The sequence below is a fragment of the Rhodococcus jostii RHA1 genome (genome assembly GCF_000014565.1).
Taxonomy (GTDB): domain Bacteria; phylum Actinomycetota; class Actinomycetes; order Mycobacteriales; family Mycobacteriaceae; genus Rhodococcus_F; species Rhodococcus_F jostii_A.
The window spans coordinates 2,750,932-2,769,546 of record NC_008268.1; the positions used below are offsets into that span (position 1 = coordinate 2,750,932).

Annotated in this window: 16 protein-coding genes; 10 read left to right on the plus strand and 6 right to left on the minus strand. The window is 66.5% G+C overall.

The window, feature by feature from the left end; genetic code table 11:
- Window positions 1–13 precede the first annotated feature (13 nt).
- On the plus strand, window positions 14–2,368 hold the full coding sequence (locus tag RHA1_RS12695; RefSeq protein WP_011595303.1) for an arylsulfatase: 2,355 nt from the start codon (window positions 14–16) through the stop codon (window positions 2,366–2,368).
- Window positions 2,369–2,386: 18 nt separating this feature from the next.
- Here RHA1_RS12695 and RHA1_RS12700 read toward each other — a convergent pair whose 3' ends face one another.
- Window positions 2,387–4,168: a CocE/NonD family hydrolase gene (locus RHA1_RS12700; RefSeq protein WP_237726871.1), complete on the minus strand. Its 1,782-nt coding sequence runs from the start codon at window positions 4,166–4,168 to the stop codon at window positions 2,387–2,389.
- Window positions 4,169–4,383: 215 nt separating this feature from the next.
- Here RHA1_RS12700 and RHA1_RS12705 point away from each other — a divergent pair, with 215 nt between their 5' ends.
- Window positions 4,384–5,061, plus strand: a complete 678-nt coding sequence (locus tag RHA1_RS12705) for a GntR family transcriptional regulator (protein ID WP_011595305.1) — start codon at window positions 4,384–4,386, stop codon at window positions 5,059–5,061.
- 62 nt (window positions 5,062–5,123) lie between these two features.
- Here RHA1_RS12705 and RHA1_RS12710 read toward each other — a convergent pair whose 3' ends face one another.
- Window positions 5,124–6,311: a serine hydrolase domain-containing protein gene (locus RHA1_RS12710; RefSeq protein WP_011595306.1), complete on the minus strand. Its 1,188-nt coding sequence runs from the start codon at window positions 6,309–6,311 to the stop codon at window positions 5,124–5,126.
- Between the two features lie 152 nt (window positions 6,312–6,463).
- Between RHA1_RS12710 and RHA1_RS12715 the strand changes: the two genes are divergently transcribed.
- The 6 genes from RHA1_RS12715 (at window position 6,464) to RHA1_RS12740 (ending at window position 11,897) form a co-directional block, all read left to right on the plus strand.
- On the plus strand, window positions 6,464–7,255 hold the full coding sequence (locus RHA1_RS12715; RefSeq protein ID WP_041811392.1) for an SDR family NAD(P)-dependent oxidoreductase: 792 nt from the start codon (window positions 6,464–6,466) through the stop codon (window positions 7,253–7,255).
- 123 nt (window positions 7,256–7,378) lie between these two features.
- A complete protein-coding gene (locus RHA1_RS12720) occupies window positions 7,379–7,894 on the plus strand; it encodes a YlcI/YnfO family protein (RefSeq protein ID WP_029539147.1) in 516 nt (171 codons plus the stop codon).
- A gap of 72 nt (window positions 7,895–7,966) precedes the next feature.
- Window positions 7,967–8,812: a DUF4097 family beta strand repeat-containing protein gene (locus RHA1_RS12725; protein WP_011595309.1), complete on the plus strand. Its 846-nt coding sequence runs from the start codon at window positions 7,967–7,969 to the stop codon at window positions 8,810–8,812.
- A gap of 30 nt (window positions 8,813–8,842) precedes the next feature.
- Window positions 8,843–9,799, plus strand: a complete 957-nt coding sequence (locus tag RHA1_RS12730; protein WP_011595310.1) for a daunorubicin resistance protein DrrA family ABC transporter ATP-binding protein — start codon at window positions 8,843–8,845, stop codon at window positions 9,797–9,799.
- Window positions 9,796–10,629 (plus strand): ABC transporter permease, encoded by an 834-nt coding sequence (locus tag RHA1_RS12735; RefSeq protein ID WP_011595311.1) that lies wholly within the window; start codon window positions 9,796–9,798, stop codon window positions 10,627–10,629. Before RHA1_RS12730 ends, RHA1_RS12735 begins: the two co-directional genes overlap by 4 nt.
- Before the next feature lie 41 nt (window positions 10,630–10,670).
- Window positions 10,671–11,897, plus strand: coding sequence for a cytochrome P450 (locus RHA1_RS12740; protein WP_011595312.1), 1,227 nt, complete (start codon window positions 10,671–10,673; stop codon window positions 11,895–11,897).
- Here RHA1_RS12740 and RHA1_RS12745 read toward each other — a convergent pair.
- Entirely contained in the window at window positions 11,872–12,690 is an 819-nt protein-coding gene (locus RHA1_RS12745; protein ID WP_011595313.1) for an alpha/beta fold hydrolase, read from the minus strand. The genes RHA1_RS12740 and RHA1_RS12745 overlap by 26 nt on opposite strands.
- 77 nt (window positions 12,691–12,767) lie before the next feature.
- Between RHA1_RS12745 and RHA1_RS12750 the strand changes: the two genes are divergently transcribed.
- Together RHA1_RS12750 and RHA1_RS12755 are read left to right on the plus strand one after the other, a co-directional pair.
- The gene (locus RHA1_RS12750; protein ID WP_011595314.1) at window positions 12,768–13,679 is read left to right on the plus strand and encodes an amidohydrolase family protein; all 912 of its coding nucleotides are present in this window, start codon (window positions 12,768–12,770) and stop codon (window positions 13,677–13,679) included.
- Window positions 13,680–13,758: 79 nt separating this feature from the next.
- The gene (locus RHA1_RS12755) at window positions 13,759–14,649 is read left to right on the plus strand and encodes an alpha/beta fold hydrolase (protein ID WP_193384930.1); all 891 of its coding nucleotides are present in this window, start codon (window positions 13,759–13,761) and stop codon (window positions 14,647–14,649) included.
- 9 nt (window positions 14,650–14,658) lie between these two features.
- Here the strand turns inward: RHA1_RS12755 and RHA1_RS12760 are convergent, their stop codons facing one another.
- Genes RHA1_RS12760 through RHA1_RS12770 form a run of 3 tightly spaced genes read right to left on the minus strand, consistent with a single transcriptional unit; the run spans window position 14,659 to window position 18,553 of the window.
- A complete protein-coding gene (locus tag RHA1_RS12760; RefSeq protein ID WP_041811394.1) occupies window positions 14,659–15,114 on the minus strand; it encodes a hypothetical protein in 456 nt (151 codons plus the stop codon).
- A 5-nt stretch (window positions 15,115–15,119) separates the two neighbouring features.
- A complete protein-coding gene (locus RHA1_RS12765; protein WP_011595316.1) occupies window positions 15,120–17,066 on the minus strand; it encodes a primary-amine oxidase in 1,947 nt (648 codons plus the stop codon).
- Window positions 17,063–18,553: an APC family permease gene (locus tag RHA1_RS12770; RefSeq protein WP_011595317.1), complete on the minus strand. Its 1,491-nt coding sequence runs from the start codon at window positions 18,551–18,553 to the stop codon at window positions 17,063–17,065. Before RHA1_RS12770 ends, RHA1_RS12765 begins: the two co-directional genes overlap by 4 nt.
- Window positions 18,554–18,615 lie beyond the last annotated feature (62 nt).

An 18,615-nucleotide genomic window follows, 5' to 3' on the forward strand; every position in this document is an offset into this window, starting at 1 on the left:
GAGGAGCCGTGCCATGGGCAAGCCATTTCGGGGTGTCGTCAACGTCGACATTCGCGACTCGGTACCGGACTGGGCCCCCTTCGAGCCACCCAAGGCTCCCGCCGATGCGCCCAACGTCGTCTATATCGTCCTCGATGACGTCGGTTTCTCGGCGATGCGCTGTTATGGCGGGCCGATCGAAACGCCGAACATCGACCGGATCGCCGCCAAGGGTGTTCGCTACACCCAATGGCACACCACGGCGCTGTGCTCACCCACCCGCTCCTGCCTGCTGACGGGACGCAACCACACGCGCAACAGCATGGCCTGCATCACCGAGGCTTCGATCGGATTCCCGAACGCGAGTGGAACGATCCCGCCGGAGAACGGCATGCTCCCGGAGATACTCGCCGAGCGCGGCTGGAACACCTACATGGTGGGCAAATGGCACCTCTGCCCGACCGATGAGATGAATTTGGCCGCCACTCGCCGGAACTGGCCGAGTGGGCGAGGTTTCGAGCGTTGGTACGGCTTCCTCGGCGCGGAGACCAACCAGTGGTATCCGGATCTGGTTTACGACAACCACCCGGTCGATCAGCCGCGTTCACCGGAGGAGGGTTATCACCTCACCGAAGACATCACGGACAAGGCACTCGAGTTCATCAAGGACGCCAAGGTGATCGCGCCGGAGAAGCCGTTCTTCCTCTACTACGCGCCCGGCGCATGTCATGCCCCGCATCACGCCCCGAAGGAATGGATCGAGAAATTCGCGGGCAAATTCGACATGGGCTACGACGCGATCCGTGAACAGACCCTCGCCCGGCAGAAGGAGCTGGGGATCGTCGCCGCGGACACCGAGCTTCCGCCGATCAACCCGATCGGCACCCCCGAAACCCGGTCGGGACCCGAGGGCGAACCGTTCCCCGAACTCGATTACACCCGCCCGTGGAGCACCCTGAACGACGACGAGAAGCGCCTCTTCGCGCGAATGGCCGAGGTCTACGCAGGTTTCCTGGCCCACGCCGATCATCACATCGGGCGTCTGCTCGACTATCTCGAGCAGAACGATCAGTTGGACAACACCGTGATCGTGGTCGTCTCCGACAACGGCGCGAGCGGTGAAGGTGGTCCGAACGGTTCCGTCAACGAGATGAAGTTCGCCAACGGCATCCCGGACGACCTCGCCGAAAACCTCGCGAAGCTCGACGATCTCGGCGGACCCAAGACATATAACCACTACGCCAACGGCTGGGCGATGGCGTTCAACACCCCGTTCAAGATGTGGAAGCGCTACGAGTTCAACGGCGGAACCGCCGACCCCTGCATCATCTCGTGGCCGGCCGGAACCAAGGCCCGGGACGAGATCCGCGACCAGTACCATCACGCGATCGACGTGGTGCCGACGATCCTGGACATCCTCGGGATCGACGCCCCCGAGACGATCAAGGGACACGTCCAGAGCCCGTTCGACGGCGTCAGCATGCGGAGCAGTATCGACGACAAATCCACGTCCTCGGCGCGCAAGTCACAGTTCTACGCGATGCTCGGGTCGCGGTCGATCTGGCACGAAGGCTGGAAAGCCGTCACGACACATCCGACTCTGGCGGGCTGGGGCCACTTCAACGACGACGAATGGGAGCTCTACCACACGGACATCGATCGCGCCGAGGTGAACAACCTGGCTGCGAAGCACCCGGACAAGCTGCGGGAGATGGTGAACCTCTGGTTCGCCGAAGCCGGTGCGAACGCGGCGTTCCCGCTGGACGATCGATCAGGTGTCGAGATCATGAACACGCCCCGACCCCAGCTCACAGCGACGCGGAACCGGTACGTGTACTACCCGGACGTCGCCGCAGTGTCCGAGTGGCAAGCGGTCAACACCCGCGGCCGATCGTTCGTGATCGGTGCGCTCGTCGACATCCCGGCGCCGGGAGCCGAAGGCGTCCTCTTCGCGATCGGATCCCGCTTCGGTGGCCACGCACTGTATGTGAAGAACAAACGGCTGCATTACGTCAACAACTTCGTGGGCAGTGAAGAACAGATGATCGTCGGCTCCGAGGACATCCCCTTCGGAACGGATCTGATCCTGTCTGCCTCGTTCGACAAGGATGGGCAGGAGCCGACGTTCACCACAGGAATTCTGTCGCTGTACCACGCCGACCGAAAGGTCGGAGAGGGGCGAATCAAGACGCAGCTCGGTGCGTTCGCGATCGCGGGTGCCGGGGCGTACGTCGGCCGCCACCCAGGCGAGCCGATCACCGACGACTACCCGGGCGAATCACCCCACCGCTTCACCGGTGGCACGATCAATCGGGTCGCGATCGACGTTAGCGGCGAGCCCTACCTCGATCTCGAGCGGGAAGCCGCCCTGATGATCATGCGGGAGTGAGCAGGACGAGCCCGAACCTCAGCTGCCGGTCACCGGCAGCACCAGCGCCTGCCCCGGGTCACCGGACGCGATGGTGACCTGGTGCGGCACCAGGCTTCCGCGGAAGCTCGGATCTCCCCCGGACACCACGAGGCGAACGCGGTGCCCCTCGTCGAAGCGGTGGACGATGGCCGGCATCGTGACCTCGAGGGGCTCACCGGGTGCCACGATGCGCACCGGAGCGACCTGTCCGTTGATCAGCGTTTCGGTGCCGTCGGGAGCCACGTCGTACAGCTTCGCGAAGACCACGACCGAGTCCTCGACCCCGGTGACCGCGGGTGCAGCGGTGACACGGACGTCGAGCGTCGGGGCGCCCACCACGTCCAGCGGGGCATCGAGGATGCCGGACGACCATTCGGCCTGGGTGCCGGAGATCATGCCCTGCGGGACCTGGTTCCCCGGCCGGGTGTCCGGCGCCTCCCGGTCGGTGGGGAGGCCGCCGGGCAGCGTGTTCAGCGTCTGCGAGCCGGGAACGATGCCGTCGAGTCGGTCGGTCAGTGCGCCGTCGCCGGAGAGGTAGAGCGAATAGTCTTGGCCTACCGCAATATCCGAGGATTCGGCGTACGCGGGTGCGGCGTTGCCGGTGTAGTCGATCCAGTTGCGGAAGTAGCTGAACACCGGCCCGGTGTCGACCGCGCTGTCCTTCAGATAGTGGTCGAACCAGTCGACCATCCGGCCCGTCTCGTACTGGGTGTCGGGGTTCGGATCCTTCATGCTGATCTCGCCCTCGGCGGGAGTGAGATCGGAATGCCCCCAGCTGTGCCAGATCATCTTCACGTCGTCGCCCTGCGCCTGCAGGGTCTCGAACGTGGCCGTCGCTTCGTTGAGATCGAACAGGGTGTCCTGCTGGCCCTGCATGATCAACGCCGGAATCTTCACCCGGTCCGCGTACGAGACCACGGACGACCGGCGCAGGAAGTCGACGGACCCCGGGTCCGGATAGCCCTGCACCGCGGCCTGCGTCAGCGCGGGGCACGCGGGGTCGGCGAAATTGGGACAACCCAACGCCCGCACAGGGTCCTGCGCGTAGCCCTCGGCCCGGGGGTTGGTCACGCCGATGGCCCCGAACATGAGCGACCACACCACCTTCGACGCACCGGGAACCGACGTGCTGACCCCGGTGATCTGGTCGGTGCCGTTGGGCGCGAGCGAGTAACTGAGGTCGTTCCACGTGATCATCGGGATGATCGTGTCGATCCGGGGATCCACCGAGGCCGCAGCGAACTGCACGGCCCCGCCGTAGGAACCGCCGATCATGCCGACCCGCGGATCGTGCGCCTCGGCGACGCCGTGGTGAGCGGTCGGGTCCTGCACCACGTAGTCGAGACCGGGGACGGGGACGGTGTGCGCGGGATCGACGAACGCCATGCCGTCGCGTCCACCGAGGAAGCTCACCAGTTCACTCGCCGCGCGCCCGTCGTAGTCGGGGTGGTCCATGTGAATCTTGCAGCCGGAACCGCCGAAGCCCAGCCCGGAGTACGCGAGCACCGCGTAACCGCGGGACGCGAGGAACGAGGCGATACCGGCCTGATCGTTCTTGGAACCGCCGAAGCCGTTGGTGGTGAGGACGGCGGGCACCCGATTCGACGCCGACGCCGAGTCGGGTTTGTACACGTCGCCGATCACGTCGCACGGCTCGTCCCGGTTCGGTCCGACGAGAACCTGGAAATGGAGCGTGGTCTTCGTGAACCCGACCGGATCCGCTGCCACCGGGGCCGACGCCACGATCGGTGTCAGTACCGCGGCCGCTGCCGTCACCACCACCAGAGTTGATCTACGCGCCCTGTGTTTCACAGCCCACCCGCCGTCCGTCACTCCGCCCCGAGCACCTCCGACGAGCGTAAACGCTCTGGACGCACGACCAACTCAGGCTGCCGGTGTGTCGCGGCACCGGTGTGCGGCGCGGCTCGCAGACTCGCGCAGGTCGTCTGCCGCACAGCTGCGCCCCTCGTGCGGTTTATATTTGAGCTGTGGTAATGACCAAGCGCGCCGAAACGTCCCTGTTGACCGACCAGGTCTACGAGACGATGCACGAGGCGATCATGAACGGCGATCTGCCTGCCGGCTCCCGCCTGCGCATTCGCGACATCGCCGCGCAGGTCGGGACGAGCGTGATGCCGGTGCGCGAGGCGATCCGGCGGCTCGAGGAAGCCGGTCTGGCCGAGCGCGTCCCCCACAAGGGCGCGGTCGTGAAAGGCCTGACCCTGGCCGAACTGGTCCACGTCTACGACGTGCGACGGTTGCTCGAGGTGGAAGCCGCACGATTGGGCGCCCAGCAGATCAGCCCCGCGGACGTGGAGCGGATGCACACCGAGTACGAGCTCATGCAGGCCGCTATCGCCGAACGCCGGGTGGTGGCGCTGCTCGATCACGACGAGGCGCTGTTGACGATTCTCTACGAAGCATCAGCGAACCCCGTGCTGGTCGATTCCATCCGCACCCTGTGGCAACACTGCCGTGCCTACAAGATCGTCGGTGCGCAGGGCACCCTCGACACGCCCGGAGACGACTCGTTGTGGAGGTACCAGGAACGTCTCGTCGAGGCCGCCCGCAAGGGCGACGCCGACGCTGCGGCCGCCGTCAACAATGAGTCGTTGATCAACGCGACGTCGCGGATCAGGGTGCAACTCGCCGCCCAAGAGGATGCCGGTTAGCCGTAGCGACAACGGTTTTCGCGGACCCGCCGGGTTCCTCCCGTCGACCTGCGCGGTGAGCGTCAGGGCACCTTCGGCGGGTTGTCGGGGAAGAGGAGGGCACCGATCTCCTTGCCGATCGGCACAGTGTTATTGGCGTTGGCATTGGCCGTCGGTCCGAGCGTGGCGTATACGACAATCGTGGTCTTCGACTCCGTTTCGTAGAGGGCGATGCCGTTGTAGCCCCCGAATGCCGGGTTCATGAGCAGCCAACTGCCCAGGTGAACGGTTCCGAATGCGAAGTACTTGTCCGCAGTCAGCGGGCCCAGCCCGGCGGTCTTGTCCGCCATCATCTCCGTGAACGCCGTGTCGGACAGGAGTTCGCCGGTGCCGAGCGCACGAACCCACCGCGCGACTTCGGCCACCGTCGAGTTCATGTTGCCGCTGTTGAGGAACGCCGTGGGATTCCAGAACGTGGAGTCCTCGAAGACGCCACGTTCGTTGGTATAGCCGTGCAGGGTCGGTTCACTCATCTGGGGTGTCAGCACCACGCTGCTCGCGTCCATCCCCAGCGGCGTGAAGATCCGCTCCTTCAGGAGGTCGCCCAACGGCTTTCCCGCCGCCTTCTCGAGTACCACACCGAGCAGGCACAGGTCGCTGTGCGCGTAGGCAAAACTGGTCCCCGGTTCGAACAGCGGCGGGCGGGCGTTGGCCAGGTCGAAGATCTCCTGAGACGTAAAGCCTTTGATCGGATTTGCGTAGAAGATCTTCAGGAAATCGGGGTTGGTCACGTAGTCCGAAATGCCGGTGGTGCTGTTGGCGAGCATCCGCGGGGTGATCTTGTCGGCCCGCGGAAAGTCGGGCACCCACTTGGCGATCGGCTCGTCCAGACTCAGCGTTCCGGCCTCGCCCAGCTGCAGCAGAACGGTCGACAGCATCGGTTCCATCGGCTGGCCGACTCGCAATTGCATGTCACGCGTCGCGGGAACGCCGAGCGGCGACTCTCCCACCGCCCCGGCGACGATCTCCTCGTCGCCGCGCCACACACCGAACACGGCGCCGCTGAGATCGAGCTCCGTCAGCTTGTCGCGAACGATATCGACGATCTTGTCGGCGTCGGGAGCATCGGTGTGCGCGACGTCGGGACCGTGCTCCGCTGCTTGCTGTTCGCCGCCGCGATCGTCCGATCCGCACGAAACGGTGGCGAGGGCAAGAACGATGCTGAGCGCGGTGGCCGTTCGACGCAGCCGGCTACGAGTCGACAAGCTCATGGGGTCGATCCCTTCGTACGCAGAGGTCGAGTGGGAGTCGCTGCTCACTGGGATTCTAGGCGCAGACTGCCGTTGCCCAGGGAGGTTCCGGCCGTTATTCGCAGGGCACCGTGCCGTTGACACGCGCCGCCCGGTCCCCGACATTCGTACTCATGGGCGATCACCTGGTCGACGGCAAGGTCGCGCTCGTGACCGGCGGCAGCCGCGGAGTGGGCCGAGGCGTAGCGGAACATTTGGCATCGGCCGGAGCGACGGTGTACGTCACCGGACGCACGGTGCACGACGCGCACTTGCCGGCCGGATGCATCCCGGCCACCTGCGATCACACCGATGACGAACAGGTCTCCGCTGTCTTTCGCCGCGTGACCGCGGAGACGGGGCGACTCGATCTACTGGTGAACAACGTGTGGGGTGGCTACGAGCGCATGGTCGACGACGGCCGGTTCACGTGGGGCCTTCCCTTCTGGGAGCAACCGATCTGGCGATGGGATGCGATGTTCGCCGCCGGGGTCAGAGCGCATTACGTCGCCGGCACATTCGCGGCCCGCATGATGGTCCCCCAGCGATCCGGGCTCATCGTGAACATCTCGTTCTGGGCCGCGCAGAAGCACATCGCGAATGTGCCGTACGGCGTCTCGAAGGCCGCGACCGACAAGCTGTCCGCTGACATGGCATACGAACTCCTGTCACACGACATCGCCGTCGTCTCGCTCTATCCGGGACTCGTTCGGACGGAGAAGGTGATGGAGGCTGCGGCGTACCTCGACCTGTCGAACTCCGAGTCGCCACAGTTCATCGGCCGTGTCATCGCCGCGCTGGCCGCCGATCCCGAAATAATGACGCATTCCGGACAGGTGCTGGTCGCGGCCGCCATGGCCGAACGCTATGACATCACGGACGTGGACGGCGCTCGGCCGTCACCGTTGACCTCGAGAGACGTCTGATCGACTGGCCGAGGGGCAACAACCAGCAATTTTCATCCGAGAGGAGCCCGGTGGTGCCATGTGGCACCGCCATTGAGCCACTAAACCCTTGCCATGGTGCCATCGCTGTGCCACGATGGCACCATGGATTTGACACCGTATGTGAGCAACCTCGGACGTGAATTCGCCACCCTCGCCGAAGCCGGCGGTGACGAATCCCGTGCGTTGGTCGAGCGCCTGACCGGGTCGCTCGAATCGGCGATCCGGATGACGCTGCTGGACGCACTGTCCGCCGCCACGGACGAGATCACCCAGGATCTGGCCCCGGGATCGGTGGAGTTGCGCCTGCGCGGGCGCGACCCGAACTTCGTCGTGACCGCGCGGCCCGCCGAGCCGATCGAGGAACCGGCCGATGACGATGCCGCACCGGCGGACGGTGGCACCCCGATCGCCGAGGACGGCCCGACCGCGCGGATCAACGTGCGCCTACCCGAACAGCTCAAGGCCGCGGTCGAGGAGGCCGCAGCCAAGGAGGGGCGCTCGGTCAACGCCTGGCTGGTCCGCGCGGCCTCGTCCGCGCTGCAGCAACCGGACCGCGTCCAGCACGCCCAGCAGCGCGGCAAACCGACCAAGCAGAGCCTCACCGGCTGGGTGCGCTAGCCGCACCGCCTTACCCACACCACGTCCCCGACCTGCGGGGATGTTTCACCAACTCATCCTGAGGGGACAGCTATGCCCAATTTCGATACACCCGAACCGATTTCCGTCACGATCGAGCTCGGCGTCGGCAATGTGCGGATCACCGCGAGCGACCGCACCGACACCACCGTCGACGTGCGCCCGAGCGACGAATCCGACGAGTCGGACGTGCAGGCCGCCCAGCGGGTCCGCGTCGACTACGCGAACGGCGTGCTCCAGGTCATGGGGCCGAAAGCGCGCGTTCTCGACTTCTCCCGCAAGTCCAGGTCGGTGGAGGTGTCCATCGACCTGCCCAGCGGTTCGCAGGTTTCCGGCGAGGTGCAGGTAGGAGACCTCAGCGGCACGGGCCGGCTCGGGCAGTGCCGGTTCAAGACCTCCACCGGGAACGTCCGGCTCGAGCAGACCGGTCCGTTGCGAGTGGACACCGCGGCCGGTCACGTCACCGCGGACGGTGTCGCGGGCAACGCCGAGATCCGCACCGGCTCCGGGAAGGTCCGCATCGGCGAGATCGAGGGCTCCGCAATCGTCAAGAACTCCAACGGTGACACCGTGATCGCCGCGGTCACCGGCGACGTCCACGTGCGCTCGGCGAACGGCGACATCTCCGTCGACCGGGCCGGCGCGAGTGTCGAGTCGAAGACGTCCAACGGCAGCATTCGCCTCGGCGAGGTGGCCCGCGGTTCGGTCGAGCTCGGGACCGCGATGGGCGACCTGGAGATCGGCATCGCCGAGGGCACCGCCGCCTGGCTCGAGGTGAACACCAAGTTCGGCCAGGTACGCAACCTGCTGGACAACACCACCCGGCCCGAGGCGTCCGACGAGACCGTCGAGATCCGCGCGCACACCTCGTTCGGCGGCATCACGATCCGTCGTTCCTGATCCACTTCTGGACTTCGAGAAAGGGAAACCATGACCACCAGGCAATCTCAGCCGGCCATCGCGGTGACCGGGTTGCGCAAGTCGTTCGGCGACCACGTGGTGCTCGACGGCATCGATCTGACCGTCCCGCAGGGAACGGTCTTCTCCCTACTCGGCGCGAACGGCGCCGGGAAGACCACCACGGTCAACATCCTGTCCACCTTGATCAGCGCCGACGCCGGTGACGCCCGAGTCGCCGGCCACGACCTCACCCGCGAATCCGACGCGGTGCGCGCCGCAATCGGTGTCACCGGCCAGTTCTCGGCGGTGGACAACCTGCTCACCGGCAAGGAGAACCTGCTGCTGATGGCGGATCTGCACCACCTCGCCCGCAGCGACGGCCGGCGGCGCGCCGCGCAGCTGCTCGAACAGTTCGACCTGGCCGACGCGGCCTCGAAGCCGGTCTCGACCTACTCCGGAGGCATGCGGCGGCGGCTCGACCTCGCGATGACCCTGGTCGGCAGCCCGCGCGTGATCTTCCTCGACGAACCGACCACCGGCCTGGACCCACGCAGCCGCCGGGCCATGTGGCAGATCGTCCGGGACCTGGTCGCCACCGGCGTCACCATCTTCCTGACCACCCAGTACCTGGAGGAAGCCGACGAACTGTCCGACCGGATCGCGGTCCTCGACCACGGCTGCCTGGTCGCCGAGGGAACCGCGGACGAGCTCAAGCGCCGCATCCCCGGGAGCCACGTCCGCCTGCAGTTCGCCGACCCACGCGGCCTCGAAGCGGCCGAGCGCGTCCTCGACAAGGTCTCGCGCGACCCCGACGCGCTCGCCCTCCGTGTACCCAGCGACGGCAGCCTCCGCTCGCTCAAGACCCTGATCGACCGGCTCGACGACGAGGCCGTCGAGGTCGTCGAGCTGTCCGTGCACACCCCCGATCTCGACGACGTCTTCCTCGCCCTCACCGGTAACCCCCGCAACGAGAAGGTGACCTCATGATCAGCGCCCCCGCCCACACCCTCGCCGAGCCGGCCCCCGCGGACCTCCGGTTCCACCCGCTGCGCGACTCGGCAACGATGCTGCGCCGCAACCTCGATCACATGCTGCGGTACCCGTCGATGACCGTGACTCTCGTCGGAATGCCGGTCGTCTTCCTGCTGCTGTTCGTCTACGTGTTCGGCGGCACGTTGGGCGCAGGGCTCGGCGGGGTGTCCGGCGGGCGCGCCGAGTACGTCAACTACGTTGTGCCCGCGATCATCCTGATGACCGTGACGGCCGCGGTCCAAGGCACAGCGATCTCGGTCGCGATGGACATGACCGAGGGCATCATCGCCCGGTTCCGCACCATGCACATCGCACGCGTCTCGGTGCTGACCGGACACGTGCTGGGCAGCGTGATCCAGGCGATGCTCAGCGTCGCGATCGTGATCGGAGTGGCACTGCTGGTCGGCTTCCGGCCGACCGCGGGGGTGGGCGCGTGGCTGGCCACTGCCGGCTTCCTGGTGGTGGTGACGTTCGCGCTCGTCTGGCTCTCCGTCGCGCTCGGCCAGGTGAGCAAGACCGTCGAGGCCGCGAGCAATGTGGGTATGCCGCTGGTTCTGCTGCCCTTCCTCGGCAGTGGGTTCGTCCCCACCGACTCCATGCCTGCCGGGTTGCGCTGGTTCGCGGAGTACCAGCCGTTCACCCCGATCATCGAAACCCTGCGCGGCCTGCTCATGGGTACCCCGATCGGGAACAACGCATGGATCGCGCTCGGCTGGTGCGCCGTCATCGCCCTCGGCGGATACCTCTGGTCGAAAAGGCTTTTCAACCGGGAGTACTCGCGGTAGCGGCACGGCCCGCAACTGACACTGCCACGAAAGGACATCCGATGAGTAAAACGGTCGCCGTCCCGTACGGCCTCCCCATGGAACGCGATGCGGGCCCCTTCGACCCGCCCCGGCGGATCACCCGGCTGCGCGAGACTCGTCCCGTCAGTCCCATGGTCTTCCCCGACGGTCACGAGGGCTGGCTCGTCACCGGCTACGACGCGGTCCGCCAGCTCATGGCCGACACCCGGTTCAGCTCCCGCCAGGACATCGGCATTCTCCACGTGCCGTACGAGACCCCCGGCATGCCCGCCGCCACCGAGCCGTCCCCGCAGATGCCGGGCGTGTTCATCGCCATGGACCCGCCGGACCACACCCGGATGCGGCGCAAACTCGCCGGCGCCTTCACCGTCAAACGCATGAAGCAGCTCGAAGACCACATCATCGACGTCGCCGAGCGGCAACTGGACGCGATGGCGCGCCTGACCCCGCCGGTCGACCTGGTCAAGGAGTTCGCGCTGCCGGTGCCCTCGCTGGTGATCTGCGAACTGCTCGGTGTCCCCTACGCGGACCGGGACAACTTCCAGGTCAACTCCGCCAAGTTCCTGATCAAGGACCAGCCGCTCGACGACAAGATGGCCGCGTACGGCGCACTGAGCACGTACCTGGCCGATCTGGTCACGCGCAAGCGCGCCGCCCCCGGCGACGACATACTGTCCGATCTGGCCCGCGATGACGACCTCACCATCGAGGAGCTGACCGGTGCCGCCTTCCTGCTGCTGCTCGCCGGCCACGAAACCACCGCCAACATGCTGGCGCTGGGCGCCTTCGCGCTGCTGGAGAACCCCGAGCAGCTGACGGAACTTCGCACCGACCCGGACCTGCTCCCCGATGCCGTCGAGGAACTTCTGCGCTACCTGTCCGTTGCCGACATCTTCTATCGCTACGCCACCGAGGACATCGAACTCGGCGGCGAAACAATCCGCGCGGGATCGACGGTCGTCGTCTCGTTGCTGGCCGCGAACCGCGACCCGCAGCGCTTCGACAACCCCGACACCCTCGACATCCGCCGCAAGGCCCGCGGTCACCTGTCCTTGGGCCACGGCGTCCATCTGTGCCTGGGCCAGCAACTGGCCCGTCTCGAGATGCGCGCCGGATTCGAGGGACTGCTGCGCCGCTTCCCGACCCTGGGGCTCGCCATCCCCGCCGGCGACGTGAAACTCAGGACCGACATGAACATCTACGGCGTCCACGAACTGCCGGTCACCTGGACGGAAACGTCCCGGTAGAACCATCGGCCGAGCACGTCAGCCGATCCAACCAGTCGCCGAACAGGGCGGCAAGTAGTTCGGGCCGCTCGTGCATGAGTGCATGACCGACGCCATCGACGACGGCCAGGGTGGCGTGCCGGTAGCGCTCGAGCAATTCGGCCGCGTCGGTGTACCCGACGACCGAATCGCGGCGGCCCGCCACGATCAACGTCGGTCCCGAGAACGCACTCGACCCGACGTCGACCGTCCACCCGGCGAAGATGCGCCCGAGGGCATCCTCGTCGACGAGCGTCGTACCCGGCAGAACATGGTCCCGGTAGCGGCGAGCGGTGGCCGGCGTGCGCACGACGAAGTACTCGTCGAACCCCGCCCTCTGCGCATGTTCGAGTTCGTCGTAGGCATCGGCGTCCTGGCGAACCACGGCGTGATCGGGCACGTGTCGTGACCGCTCGGTGACCGGACACAACAACGCCAGGCCGCGCACCGTGTCCGGTCGCTGTGCGGCCACCCCGCGTGCCAGGTACGCGCCGTAGGAATGTCCGACCAGCAACACCGGGCCCGCACCCAGACTGTGGATGAAGTCACCGAGCAGCGTCACCACATCGTCGTTGCAGGTCAGGCCGCCGGTTGTCGAGAGGCCCATCCCCGGCAGGTCCGGGTAGATCCGTCGGTATCCCGTGCCGGGAACGACGGCCTCGATCGCCGCCTCGATCTCACGATGATCGACGCCGGCTCCGTGCAGAGCCACGAGCGGCACGCCGATGCCGTGCTCGACGTAATGGACCAGGGCTTCGTCGATCCGGCGTTCCATGTCGACACCTTAACGATCCACGCGACCACACGCGCCGCGCTCGACCAATTGCCCGATCCCACGTCGACGACTGAAATATGCTGTGTGAGGTGGACATTGTCGATGCTCATCATCATTTCATCAACCTGCCCGACCTCGCGTACCCGTGGATCGACAGTCGCCCACCCCCGCTCACCGCCTTGCTGCCGAACTACTATGACGCTGCGCACCGGTACCTGCCGCACGACTATCGGGCACAGGTCGAGGGAACGCCCGTCACGGCCTCGGTCGCGTGCGAGTTCGGTGCTGCAGACGGAGTCGCGGAGGCCGTCTGGATTCAGCATTGCGCCGACCGTGCCGGTGTGCCGAACGCCTTCATCGCGGCCGTGCAGCTCGATTCAGGCGATCTGACAGGCGTTCTCGCGCGATACGGGGATCTCCCGGTGGTCCGGGCTGTGCGTCAGCCGCTGTACTGGGCGGCCGACCCGATCAAGCGCCTGGGTGCGCGCAGCGACTACCTGTCAGACCCGGCCTGGCTGCGTGGATTCGAGCAGGTCGCCGATGCGGGGCTGGTGTGGGATCTGCTCGTCTACGACGAGCAGCTACCCGCCACGCACGAACTCATCGCCGCGTATCCCGACACCACGTTTGTATTGGAAGCGGCCGGTTGGCCGGTCGACCTCACTACGGAGGGCTTCACCCGTTGGGAGGAACGCCTCGCGGCAGTGAGTCAGTTTCCGAACGTCGTCCTCAAGTTGCAGGGAATCGCCCTCATTTTCGGAACATCCCTGGAGGCGATCGGTCGGTGGGTCCGGACGGCCCTCAGCATCTTCGGCGCCGGGCGATGCATGTTCGCCTCTCACTACCCGATCGACCATCTGCTGTGGGATACCGAAACCATGGTGTCCACCGTCCAGGCAGCACTCGGCGGCTTGCCGTCGACAGAACAAGCACTCTTCTTCGGCGAAACCGCACGACGGGTGTACCGCCTGCCCGCCGGTGATGTCTAATGGGGATTGATCGGAGTACCTGCAGTTTCGACGCCGCCAATCCACTTTCGGCGTCCGGCCAACGCTGTGAGGAGTCCACGTGATGCGAGAGGGCAGTATCCGGGTCGGCGACCGGACCATCACGTATCTCGAAGCCGGTGACCCGGGCGGACCACTCGTGCTGCACAACCACGGCGGACCCTCGAGCCGACTGGAGGCCGAGCTGTTCGATTCGCATGCGAAGGCCAACGGACTGAGATTCGTGTGCGCGGACAGGCCTGGCATCGGCGGGTCCGATCCTCAACCGGGCCGCACCTTCGAAGGCTGGACCGATGACCTCCTGTTGCTGGCCGACTCCTTCGGCGCACAGCGATTCGCGGTGACCGGCTGGTCCGAGGGTGGACCGTGGGCCCTGGCGGCCGCCGCGTATCTGGACCCCGCGCGCCTGGTGAATGTCGTGTGCATCGCCGGTGGCAATTACGGAACGTTCGGATCGAACTGGGCCGCCAAGTATCTCAGCAGCGTCGACGCGCTGGGCGGCCGCCTGGAACTTCACTTCCACCCTGGTTTCACACTGATGTACGACGTGCTCGGTATCAGTGCCACCCACTTCGCGGACCGCTACGCGAAGGCGATCACGCAGTCGGCGTGCACCGCGGATCGGGAGGTGCTGTCTGACGAGAAGGTCCTCGACGCGTTCCTGAGGGCAGGGCGCGAGTGCTTTCGGCATGGCGCGGACGGACTCGTCGTCGACGCCACGATGCTCTACAAGGCCTGGCCGTTCGACATGACGAAAGTGACGCGCCCCGTGCACTTCTGGCAGGGCAGCGCTGACACCCTGGTGCCTGAGATCATCAACAAGACGGTAGCGGACAAGACTCCCGGCGCTGTCTGGCACCCGATCAGCGGTGGTGGTCATTTCATTGCCGTCAGTCACGCGAACGACATTCTCGCACTGGTGGCGAACGATCTTGCGCCAGTGCAAAACTAATCCTCTCCGTCAGGCCGGGACTTCTCGAGCGTCGAGCCGAGTCTGGTAGAACAGCACCGTCACGGAGACGACCGCTTCGAGTGCGGCCGTCGCGAGTGCCGCCGCCATCGGAGTCGACATCGAATGACCCATCGGAGCCGACGCCGCCGCGTGCATCGCGTGCCCGTGGTGGCCGCCGCCACCGGATCCGGGACTCATCACGGTGACGTGCAACGCGATCATGCCGACGTTCATCAGCGCGACGAGACCCCAATCCCGGTGCGATCCGCGCATCCACAGGTGCCGCGCGCAGTACAGGCATCCGAAGATCATCGCGACGGTCACCAGGCCGACCATCGGCGACGACGTCGCATGCTCACCGAGCGACGCGGCGTGGAGCCCTGCCGCGGCCACCGCGAGGACCGCGGCCGCCCGCCGCAACCAATGACTGGTGCGGCGGGCGATCGGAGAAAAGACGGCGGACACGACTTCTAGCCTTCGCAGCAGTGCTTCGCGGTGCTCGCCGGCACGTCCAGCGCGGGGTTGCGGTCGAAGAATCCGACCGGCTTCAGCGTGAACCCGGCATAGTCGACCGGCATGACCGGCCAGTCCTCGGGCCGGGGGAAGTGCGTCAGCCCGAACGTGTGCCACAGCACCAGGTCTTCGCCCTCGATGTCCCGGTTGCCCGCCACGAACGTCGGCAGGCCCGCCTGTCCCGGGTGCTGGTTGACGAAGTCGCCTGCGGGATAACGCTCGGACTCGTCGTATTGCGTGACCCACAGGTGCTTGGTCGCGAACGCGGCGCGGGAGGCGATCGAACTGGACGGGTCCGCCAGGAGCACCGGCTGACCTTCGGGGTGCAGCGCGTACCCGACGTCCTGCCCCAGCCGGTTCTGCTTGGTGGGATTGGTGATGTGCCAGACCCGGGCCTTGAGGTTGTCGGCGGTGCGTTGCCCCTCTGATTCGGTGGTCAGCTTGGTCTTCTGGCAGCGGAAGGCATTGCCCCACGGGTTCTCCGGACCCATCGGGACGGGCACGGCATCCACTTCCTCGACGGTGTTCACGTTGCCGTCGACGGCCATGTCGAGCCGGGCGGAGAAGAGGTGCTGGTGGAACGGGGCGCCGAGCCCGGGTGCCATCTGGGTGGAGAATCCCTCGGCGCCGCGGTAGGCGGAGGTGAAGACGATTCCGGTGGCCTTCGCCTCGAGTTCGATGGTGCCGTCGAGGTAGAGGTACCAGTAGAACCCGTAGTCGTAGTTGCCGATGGTGAGGAAGAACGAGATGACGAGGCGGCGCGAGCGGCGCGTCTCGGTCATGCCGTTGAACATGTCCGTGTGCTTCCACAGGACACCGTAATCCTCCTCGTGGAGGCAGATCGCGTTCTTCATGACGCGCGGGTCACCGGACTCGTCGGCGATCGTGACGTCGAAGTACTGGATCTCGCCGAGGCAGTCGCAGCCGAGTTCGAGCGAGTTGGTGTACCGGCCGAACAGGTACTCACCCTGGTCGAAGTAGTTCTGCCAGTACCGGACCGGGGACGGATCGGCGTAGGGAACCACCATCTCGGCGATCGAGGCACGATAGATCACGGGACGTTCCACTCCCCCGTCGTCGAACGAGAGCTGGTGCAGCGTCAGGCCCTCGCGCACATCGAAACCGAAGCGGAACTTCCAGTCGGCCCACGTGATCTCGTTGCCGTCGACGGAGAAGCTGGCGCCCTCGGGTTGAGTGATCTCGATCGGCTTGAGGTCGGTGCGGGTGGTTGTCGCGTGCGGTTCGGCGTTCCATTCGCCGCGCTCGGCGGGCACGGGAAGCTCGATCTCGTCGACCACCTTCACGACGCGACGCGCGGTGAGATCGACGTAGGCCACGACCCCGTCGATGGGGTGCGCCCACGGCAGGTCCGCCTTGTCCTCCTGGTGGAAGGCGAGGACGCGGACGATGCGGTGCCCGACCTCGTCCTCGTGACCGAACACGCCCGCCGACAGGGGAACCGCCCGGACCTTCGACGGTTCGATGCCGCGCTTGGACATCGCCGCGAGCCAGTCGGAGCTGCCGAGCAGGAACGCCTCGATGTCCTCGAACTCCTCGTCGAGGATCGGCACGTGGCCGTCGGTGGCGGAATCGACAGTAGTCGAGCTGATCACGCGGTTCTCCGTCACCGACACGACGAGGTCGGTGCCGATGCCGGTGGAGCGGTCGAGCAGCAGGATCCGGGCGCGTCGCTCGATCGGGTCGCCCGCGGTGAACGCGAGGACCGTCGACTTGTGCGGCTCGGCAAGCGCGACGAAGACGAAGCGCACGTTCTCGCCGATCAGCCCTTCGTCGGTGAGGAGTGCCTTCGCCGAACGGATCTCGTCCGCAGACAACGGAGTGAGCGGATGATCCGGGGCGGCGGAACCGACGGTGGCCGGGGTCTCGGTGGTGGCGGTACTCATCGTGCGATCTCCTTGTCGATGATGGTGTCGTTCGTGTCGTGCTGCGGTAGAGCGGTGTCGTGGCGTGCGGCGTGGGGTCGGAGTACGGCGACGGCTGCCCCGCCGGCGAAGGTTCCGACGAGCAGGACCCCGATGACGGCGGCGAGAGTGCTCGACCCGCCGACGAGAAGGGGAAGGTTGGCGACGGTCATGATCAGGAGCCCGGCCAGGCCGACGAGGCCGAGCAGGGGTGCGATGACGGTGTTCCACACCCGCCGGTCCACCCGCGTCCTGCCGAAGTAGACGAGGACGGCCACGGAGGTCAGGGTCATCAGTGCGACGATGCCGACCGAGGACACGCCGGCGAACCAGGCGAACACCTCGGTCACCGGGTCGAGTCCGGCGACGGCGGACGCGGCGATCAGGACGAGAGCGGATGCCGTCTGCACGACCGATGCGATGTACGGCGACGCGTGCTTGGCGTGCGAGCGGCCGCATCCCGCGGGCAGGGCCGCACTGTTCCCGAGGGAGAAGATGTACCGGGAAAGCACGTTGTGGAAGGACAGCAGGGCCGCGAACAGGCTCGTGATCAGGAAGATCTGAACCAGGTCGCCGGCGATCGCGCCCACATAGCGGGTGGCGGTCTCGGTGATCATCCCTTCCGGATTCTCGGTCGCGATGGCCACGGCACCCTCGTCGCCCCACGCACTGACCATCGCCCAGCTCGACAGTGCGTAGAAACCGCCGATGACCAGCAACGCCAGGTAGGTGGCCCGGGGGATGGTGCGGCCCGGGTCGCGGGCCTCGTCACGGAAGACGGCGGTGGCCTCGAATCCGATGTACCCGGCGATGGCGAAGATCAGTGCGATGCCGGGTGCTCCGGAGAAGAACTCGGCGGGGTGGAACGCCGCCGTCGAGAATCCTTCGTCGCCGCCGCCCCGGACGATGACGGCGGCGTCGATGACGAGGACGATTCCGACCTCGCAGACGAGCAGTACGCCGAGCACCTTGCCGGACAGGTCGATGTGCCGGTATCCGAGGATCGCAACCACGGCCGTCACAGCCAGGGCCCACACGTACCAGGGAAGTTCGGGGCCGCCGTGAGCGGTGACGAAATCGTTGACGGCGGCTCCGATGTATCCGTACACCGCACCCTGGACTGCCGTGTAGGACAGCAACGCGAGGAATGCGGAGCCGAGACCGGCATGCCGGCCCAGGCCCTGCGTGATGTAGGTGTAGAACGCGCCGGCGCCGGGGAGGTGCTTGGCCATCGCCGTGAATCCGACGGCGAAGAACAGCAGCACCACCGTGCAGACGATGTACGACGCGGGATAGGCGGCACCGTTGCCCGCTGCGATGCCCAGCGGGACGGTTCCGGCGATCACGGTCAACGGGGCCGCCGCCGCGACGACCATGAACACGATGGCACCCGGACCGAGGGTGCCTGCCAGTCTGCGAGTGGCGCCGTCGCTGACCGCACTCGAGTGCGTGGGGGCGTTGGTTGTCATGGCTTCCTTCGACTTTCACGAGGAGAGGGTCTGCGTGGAGGATCCGCGGTGAGCTCTGGAAC